Origin of the sequence: Bifidobacterium catulorum, assembly GCF_003129925.1 — a bacterium.
Lineage (GTDB): Bacteria > Actinomycetota > Actinomycetes > Actinomycetales > Bifidobacteriaceae > Galliscardovia > Galliscardovia catulorum.
The window spans coordinates 80,528-87,623 of sequence record NZ_QFFN01000008.1; the positions used below are offsets into that span (position 1 = coordinate 80,528).

General features: G+C 59.1%; 7 protein-coding genes and 1 tRNA gene. 4 read left to right on the forward strand and 4 right to left on the reverse strand.

Annotated features, from left to right (window positions below):
- The first annotated feature begins 264 nt into the window (after positions 1-264).
- Together DF200_RS04660 and DF200_RS04665 are read left to right on the forward strand one after the other, a co-directional pair.
- The gene (locus tag DF200_RS04660; protein WP_109137129.1) at positions 265-714 is read left to right on the forward strand and encodes a MarR family winged helix-turn-helix transcriptional regulator; all 450 of its coding nucleotides are present in this window, start codon (positions 265-267) and stop codon (positions 712-714) included.
- Positions 715-722: 8 nt separating this feature from the next.
- Positions 723-1,397, forward strand: coding sequence for a hypothetical protein (locus DF200_RS04665; protein ID WP_109137119.1), 675 nt, complete (start codon positions 723-725; stop codon positions 1,395-1,397).
- Positions 1,398-1,492: 95 nt separating this feature from the next.
- Here DF200_RS04665 and DF200_RS04670 read toward each other — a convergent pair.
- The 3 genes from DF200_RS04670 to DF200_RS11220 form a co-directional block, all read right to left on the reverse strand.
- A tRNA-Ser gene (locus DF200_RS04670) sits at positions 1,493-1,580 on the reverse strand.
- A gap of 292 nt (positions 1,581-1,872) precedes the next feature.
- Complete coding sequence (locus DF200_RS04675) at positions 1,873-3,075, reverse strand: PfkB family carbohydrate kinase (RefSeq protein ID WP_158275773.1); 1,203 nt, start codon at positions 3,073-3,075, stop codon at positions 1,873-1,875.
- 19 nt (positions 3,076-3,094) lie between these two features.
- A complete protein-coding gene (locus tag DF200_RS11220) occupies positions 3,095-3,226 on the reverse strand; it encodes a hypothetical protein (protein ID WP_277724978.1) in 132 nt (43 codons plus the stop codon).
- Positions 3,227-3,730: 504 nt separating this feature from the next.
- Here DF200_RS11220 and DF200_RS04680 point away from each other — a divergent pair.
- Together DF200_RS04680 and DF200_RS04685 are read left to right on the forward strand one after the other, a co-directional pair.
- Entirely contained in the window at positions 3,731-4,975 is a 1,245-nt protein-coding gene (locus DF200_RS04680; protein ID WP_109137121.1) for a nucleotide sugar dehydrogenase, read from the forward strand.
- Between the two features lie 83 nt (positions 4,976-5,058).
- Positions 5,059-5,742, forward strand: coding sequence for a trimeric intracellular cation channel family protein (locus DF200_RS04685; protein ID WP_109137122.1), 684 nt, complete (start codon positions 5,059-5,061; stop codon positions 5,740-5,742).
- A gap of 26 nt (positions 5,743-5,768) precedes the next feature.
- Here DF200_RS04685 and DF200_RS04690 read toward each other — a convergent pair whose 3' ends face one another.
- Positions 5,769-6,755: an Abi family protein gene (locus DF200_RS04690; RefSeq protein ID WP_158275774.1), complete on the reverse strand. Its 987-nt coding sequence runs from the start codon at positions 6,753-6,755 to the stop codon at positions 5,769-5,771.
- Positions 6,756-7,096: the final 341 nt, after the last annotated feature.

The following is a 7,096-nucleotide window of genomic DNA, read 5'->3' on the forward strand; positions in this document are numbered from 1 at the left end:
CTGACAACCCCTTGAAAAATAAAAAATGCCGGGGGCTCCCCCGGCTCTTGGAAGTCTCACATTGCTGCGGACCTGTGTGTGCCACAGATTACCGGAAGACGTCGTGATTTGCAATGACGGTTGGACAGGATGTCGTCATGGCCGCGCCGGAACGGGGCTCCTGCGCTGTTGGTGCGGATTGTGGTGGGATGTTGACGCGAGTATGAAATCATACTATTCTGTGAGTATGATTTCATACTCGAAATATGAGTGGAAGGCGTGATCGTGGAATTCAGGCAGAACGAGACCTTGCGGGAGTTCGATCGGCTGAACCGGCAGATCGACGGGCTTTACCATGAGATAGCCGTCGCTCGCGGGTTGTCCGACAGCGCATACGGCATCCTGCAGGCGATGCTGGTTCTGGGGGAGGGATGCACCCAGATCGCCGTGTGCCGGTATGCGTGCCTGAACAAGCAGACGGTGAACTCGTCCGTCAGAAGGATGGTGCAGGACGGTCTGATCGAACTGCGCCAAGGTGGGGGCCGGGAGATGCGTATGCATCTGACCGCGCGGGGCGAGCGCGTGATGCGCGAGCAGGTGCTGCCGGTCGAACGCGCCGAGAGCGAAGTGTTCGACGAGATGCCGATCGAGGACCGACAAGCGATACTGCGACTGGTGAATCACTATCTTGATTCCTTCCGCCGCAAGATCAAGAAGTTGGAGGAAGCGCGTTGATTCACCGGATGCTGAACACGATCGGGCTGGGAGTGCTCGGCGTCGATCCCATTACCGCCGTGTACATGATGTCGATGAGACTGCGCGGGGAGGGTAAGTCTCGCATCACGTTGTTCTTCCTGTCCTTCGCGGTCTCCACGATCCTTGTCGGCACGGTGTTTGCGGCGTCGATGGGAGCTGCGGCGGCTGACGCTCTGCAAAGCATCCTGCCTGATGACGACAGCCGGTTCTGGGCGATCGCGGAATTCGCCGTATCCATCGTCATCCTGATATGGGTGGCGAAGAGGGTCTTCGCCGGCCCCAAGCGCGAGAAGAAACAACCGCGGGAGGCTGTCCGCAGAGGCGTGTTGGGGCATGTCGCCGTGGGTTTCGTGTTCGCGGTCACCTCGTTTACCGACCCCACGTTCTACGCGGTGATGCTTATCGGCGGAGAATCGCGCAGCGTCGTCACGGCCGCGCTGCTGCTGGCCCTATGGTTCGTGGTCAGTCAATGCTTGGCGATGGTCGTGTACGCCGCCATCCAATGCAATCGCCTCGACGCGCTCGCCGCCAGACTGGACGAGTGGAAGGAGCGGAACCTGACGATGTTCAACCGCGTGCTGCACGGCGTGATGATTGGTATTGCCATCCTGCTGGCCGCTGACGCGACGGCCTACCTGTCCACCGGCGGCTATCTCCTGTAACTGGTGTCAGGCCTCCGTCATTGCGCCGGACGGGATCGGTATTCGCGCTTTCGGACAATGAAAAAGCCCTTTTCCTTTGGGTGGGAAAAGGGCGATGGCGGAGGATACGAGATTCGAACTCGTGAGGGCTTGCACCCAACACGCTTTCCAAGCGTGCGCCATAGACCACTAGGCGAATCCTCCACTGCACAAAATCCATCGTAATCGATGAATTCAGGCAACTCGAATAGGATAGCATGCGGCGTTAAAAATGCCAACACGATGGTTTTCGGCGTGTCGTATTCGGGCGCGTATTCGGGTATGTAGTTGTCTGCGTGGCCGGATGGCGGTTCGCGCCGTACCGCCCGGCAATGCGCGAACCGCGAACGGCATCAACCCGCCATAGTCGTCATGTGCCTGCCGTATGCCTACCATGCCTACCGTATGATCGCTGAAGTCGTATGCTCGCCGCGGTCCTCTTGCCGACCGCAGCCCTCTACCGCAGTTCCCGGTTTGCCAGCGACAGCGCCTCCTCGTAGCTTGGGCATTCCGGTTCGCCTCCGAGGTTCCCGCCGGCGCGTTCTACGGCCAGCGCCGACGCCGCATTGGCCACGCGCACCGCATCCACCAGCGGGACTCCACGAGCCAGCATGGCGCACAGCGCACCGGTGTGGCAACTGCCGGCCGACTGCATATGCACCGCCTTCACGGCATGTCCCGGCACATGCACGGGTCCGCTCTCCGCGCGCTCGGGCTCCCAGACCCATGCGCCTGCCGCCCCCGTACGCACGACCAGCGGCGCCTTGAGTATCTCGCCCACCATCGCGCACAGTTCCGGCATCGCCGCGTCCGTGTTGCCGTTCACGGTGATCGGCTCGGGTTCGGTGATCGGCGCGCCCAGCCGGTGGGCGATGATGCGCGCCTCCTGCTTGTTGCACGACCATATGGGCCTGTCGAGCACCAGCGTCTCCAACAGCGACTCGTTCACATGCTGCATCAGAGCACCCGTGGGATTGAACACCATCTGATAACGCCGACGTCCTGTAGCGCCAGTGTCGGTGTCGGTGTCAGTGTCAGTGCCGGTGCCGGTGCCGCCGTCTGAACCACCGCCGATACCGGAGTCGCCGACACCATCACCCATGAGACCGAGACCCAACGCCTCGTTCGGGTAATCATGCCAATGCTCGTCCTCGCGGCGCAGGAACGCATACACCGCGCTCGCCGTACGGTTCGTCAACGTATTGCCGCTGATGTGCACCACGTCGTGCGATTCCGGCCGTATCATATCGAACGCGTCGGGATTGCCGTGCGCCTCCGCCCCGAACGTGGCGATCATGGTCTTGCGTCGGCCGCCGTCGCTGAGCATCACGCGGAATCCAGAATCCTCGTCCAGTCGGTCCAGTCCCGTGTGTGTTATGCCTTCGGTCGTCATCGCCTCGCGGATGATCGACCCCCACACACCGTTGCCTACGATGCCCGCATGTTCGGCCGCCGCGCCCATGCGGCTTGCGGCCTTGAGCATCGCGAACCCTCCGCCGACGCCGATGTCGTTCCGGTCGGCGAGCACGTAGCCGCCCGGATGAGGCATGGCGTTCACCCCCATGTTGATGGTCACGAAGATTTCGCTCAGTGAGATTACCGAGCCGGTCGTCTCGTTCGGCTGCGGCGCCGGATGGGATGGGTTGGTCGGATGGGACATGATTTCCTCCTTTGGATCGTCAGGCGCGGGTGATGTTCTTGGCTGGTTTCCTTCCGTCGTGGTCGTTGGGTTTGCCGGCGTCATGTCGTTCGCTCCATTTCACGCCGGATTGCGCGCGTGTTCTGCGGTCATCGGTTTCCTGATCGCGCATCGTTGCGCGTCATGTCTATCCGATGTCGGGCGGTCGCCGCCGCGGAACCGTGCGATGGGGAGTGTAGGAACGGCCTCTATGACGTGTCTGTGATTTCCTTCGCCTGTCTTGATTCTATCGTCGGAGCCCCCGAAGTCAATCAACATCGGGGATGATTGTGGCGGATTGCTCTCAGAGTCGTTTTCTCTTCAGTAACGGATTGCCCCGGGCGGTGGATTGCTGGAACGGACGAATCGCCCTGGGCTGCGAATCGCGCTGGGCTGCGAATCGCCCGCAGAGGAGCCTATATGCGTACGGGGGCCTTCGGACGACCGTCCGCTGCGGACCTACGCCGGACCTACACCGGCCATATCCCGGTCATATTCCGGCCGTCCGCCGACCACACTGTGACCGCGCACGTGAAGTTCCCCCTCATTGCTCGTTCCCGGGCTCCGACGCTACTATCATGGCAACCGTGGGGCTTCGCCGAGGTGGGGCCGAAGTGTGTCAAGAAAGGTATTTGCAATGAAGATCGCCGTTGCCGGAACCGGCTATGTCGGCCTGTCCGTGGCGTTGCTGCTGTCGCAGCACAATGAGGTGCACGCGCTCGATATCATTCCCGAGAAGGTGGAGCTGCTCAACAACGGGAAGAGCCCGATCGTAGACAAGGAGATTACGGAGTTCCTGGACGGCAACACCTCGGGGGAGCGGCCGCTGAACTTCACCGCCACGCTCGACGCCAAGCAGGCGTACTCCGGTGCCGAGTTCGCCGTGGTGGCCACGCCGACGAACTACGATCCCCACAAGAACTATTTCGACACGTCGAGCGTGGAGGCCGCGATCGCCGCGATCCGCGAGGTCGATCCGACGGCGTGGATCGTCATCAAGTCCACGATTCCGGTCGGCTACACGCAGCAGCTGCGCGAGAAGCTCGGCGACAGGCGCATCCTCTTCTCCCCGGAGTTCCTGCGTGAGGGTCATGCCCTCTACGACAACCTGCACCCGTCGCGCATCGTCGCGGGCGCCCCGCAGGACGATCCGGAGGCCGTCGCCGCCGCGAAGACGTTCGTGGGTCTGCTTGCCCAGGGTGCCGCCGAGGGTGAGGCCGGGCGCACGAACCCCGACGGCTCCAAGGGCATTCCGGAGCTGGTGGTCGGCACCACGGAGGCCGAGGCCATCAAGCTGTTCGCCAACACGTATCTGGCGCTGCGCGTCGCCTACTTCAACGAGCTCGACACCTATGCCGAAAGCCGCGGCCTCTCCACCCGCGAGATCATCGACGGCGTCTGCCTCGACCCGCGCATCCGCAACGATTACAACAACCCGAGCTTCGGCTACGGCGGCTACTGCCTGCCGAAGGACACGAAGCAGCTGCTCGCCAACTATTCCGACGTGCCGCAGAACCTCATCGGCGCCATCGTGGAGGCGAACCGCACGCGCAAGGACTTCGTCGCCACCGAGATCGAGGAACTCGTCAAGGGCATCAAGAAGCCGGTCGTCGGCGTCTACCGCCTGACCATGAAGTCCGGTTCCGACAACTTCCGCCAGTCCGCCATCCAGGGCGTGATGAAGCGCATCAAGTCCCGTGGCATCGAGGTCGTCGTCTACGAGCCCACGCTTGACGCCCCCGACTTCTTCGGCAGCGAAGTCACCCATGACCTCGCGTCCTTCAAGCAGCGAGCCGATGTGATCGTCGCCAACCGTTGGAACGCCGAGCTTTCCGACGTGGAAGGCAAGGTCTACACCCGAGACCTCTTCAAGCGCGACTGATCTGACTGACTGATTTATTGACCAATCCGACCGTGCTAACCGGTCGATTCGGCCCCTTCCCGCAAGGCAAGGGGCCGTTTTGCATGGTCGGACCGTCTCGTGGAATCGTCGCGTTGGGAGGCAGCGCCGTGTTCATGGGCATCGAATACCTCGCCATATTCTGCTGCGGATTATCGGGCGGCCTGTCCGCGGTCAAAAAACAATACGACCTGTTCGCGATTCTTGTAGCCGCATGGATGACCTCCCTTGGCGGGGGTATCATCCGAGATGTTCTTCTCGGTGCGCTTCCGCCGGTAGGTATCGCCGACAAGGGTCTGGTGCTTACGACGTTGATGTCCGGCGTCGTCGTCGCGGTCGCTCATCCGGAGATAGAACATCTGCGCTGGTCCATGATCATCACCGACGCCATGGGGTTGGGGCTGTTCGCGGTCAACGGTACGGCGAAATCGTTGGCCTACGGCATGTCCGGCATGGTGTCGGTGTTTCTTGGCATGTTCACCGCGCTCGCCGGTGGTCTGATTCGAGACATGATCCTCAGCGAAGTACCCGCGGTCATTCGAGACCGGCATTGGTATGCCGTCCCCTCATTCGTGGGATGTGTACTGACGGTGTTCGTTTATCGTACCGTTTCGCATCGGGCATGGGGTTTGGATGTCGAAATGGCGCTGGATGTGGCCGTTGTCGTGCTGGTCGTCGTGCTGCGCGTGCTGTCCGTCCGTTTCGACATCACCCTGCCCGGTGCGATGCGGCGGGGCGAATCAGTTTAAAGCAGAACGGTGCGCCCGCCCAAGGTCTACTTCCACGGAACATAGAACAAGGGGCCGGATTGTTTATGATTATTCATGCTGTATTCGGCGAATCCATCGCAAAGATTAATTAGTGTAGCCAATAGTGCGGTCAGTTCACGGCAATCGGTCCCAGGAATATACAGCCGTATATTCCTCCGTATCCGGGAGCTTAGCTGAAGCGCAGCATCCGCTGCGTGTTTTCTGGCTTCTTCGCTCTGTGTTGCGATAAGAAAAGCGCAGAGTAGCGATGCGAAATCATAGGCGAGTTGCGATTTTTTGATGACACTACCTGTTGGCGTCGGAATAGAGTTGTTAAAAAGTGCTTTAAGGCATGAATCAATATATTCGGTGCGAGGTGCGTTTCTTCTGGGGACTCCGATTAAGAGACAAGTGTTATGCGCAGCTGCGTTGCGCAAGCGTCTTACGCTACCGAATAGCTTAGTGAGATGGTCTTTTTTCTGTAGGGTTGCTAGGTAGTCTTTGTAAGCATTGAACAAGGCTGAGAGGTCGAAAATCTCCCAAAGATTCCAGATTTCCGGTTCGGAAAGATAAGACCGGATATAGTCCTCCGTATAAGGCGAATGGGAAAATTTCTTAGATCGGTCGCGAAAATCCGCTTCGCCTTCGAACACATATTCTTGCCTGGGATCGATTAAGTTTGCCACGGCATAGCCATCATGCTGAGCATCCAGCATAAGTAAATGATTGAATCTCAGTTTGAGGTCATGTTCAACGCGGCCGGCAATGTAGCCGCAAAAAAGGCGCAGTTGGTAGTCGACAGACGCTAGATCGGCCAAGTGCGCAAAATCCACTCCCTGGTATTCTCCTTCTTCCCACCGAAAATTGATGCGAAAGCGCTTGATTTTAAATAGATTGATGCGATGGTCTAGATATTCTTTAGCCTGTGTTTCATTAAAGATTTGGAATTGAACGCCGTCCGCCTTCAGATTTTGAATCTGCTCGTTCAACGCATTGCCATACTCATTCGGCAAAGGAACTTCCTCCTGCAAATAAACTGATGGGGCGTCCACTGGAATCAGTGCCGCCCCATCAGTAGAAAAACCGCATCTACAAGCTATAACCGTTGAGTATGCAGAATCTCCTTTTGACGTTGTAGTGCCAGTATATTGCCATTGCTGGACACATCTTCGATATTTCTCCGTATGAATTTATGGCTCTTCGGGTGTTTGTGTGGGTGTGGATCACTGGTCCGGCCTGCTGGTTATTGGCGTCCGGGGAGTTGTAGGTCGAGTCCGCCGCATTTGAGCATGACGAGGCTGATGAGGTTGTCGAGGTTGCGGTAGCCGTAGCCGATCTTGATGGTGGTCTTGAT

What these genes read in the sequence shown, in the direction of transcription:
- DF200_RS04665 (WP_109137119.1), top strand. Translation starts at nt 723, where the DNA reads ATGCTGAACACGATCGGGCTGGGAGTGCTCGGCGTCGATCCCATTACC.
- DF200_RS04675 (WP_158275773.1), bottom strand. Translation starts at nt 3,075, where the DNA reads ATGTCCCATCCGACCAACCCATCCCATCCGGCGCCGCAGCCGAACGAG.
- DF200_RS11220 (WP_277724978.1), bottom strand. Translation starts at nt 3,226, where the DNA reads ATGCGCGATCAGGAAACCGATGACCGCAGAACACGCGCGCAATCCGGC.
- DF200_RS04680 (WP_109137121.1), top strand. Translation starts at nt 3,731, where the DNA reads ATGAAGATCGCCGTTGCCGGAACCGGCTATGTCGGCCTGTCCGTGGCG.
- DF200_RS04685 (WP_109137122.1), top strand. Translation starts at nt 5,059, where the DNA reads ATGGTCGGACCGTCTCGTGGAATCGTCGCGTTGGGAGGCAGCGCCGTG.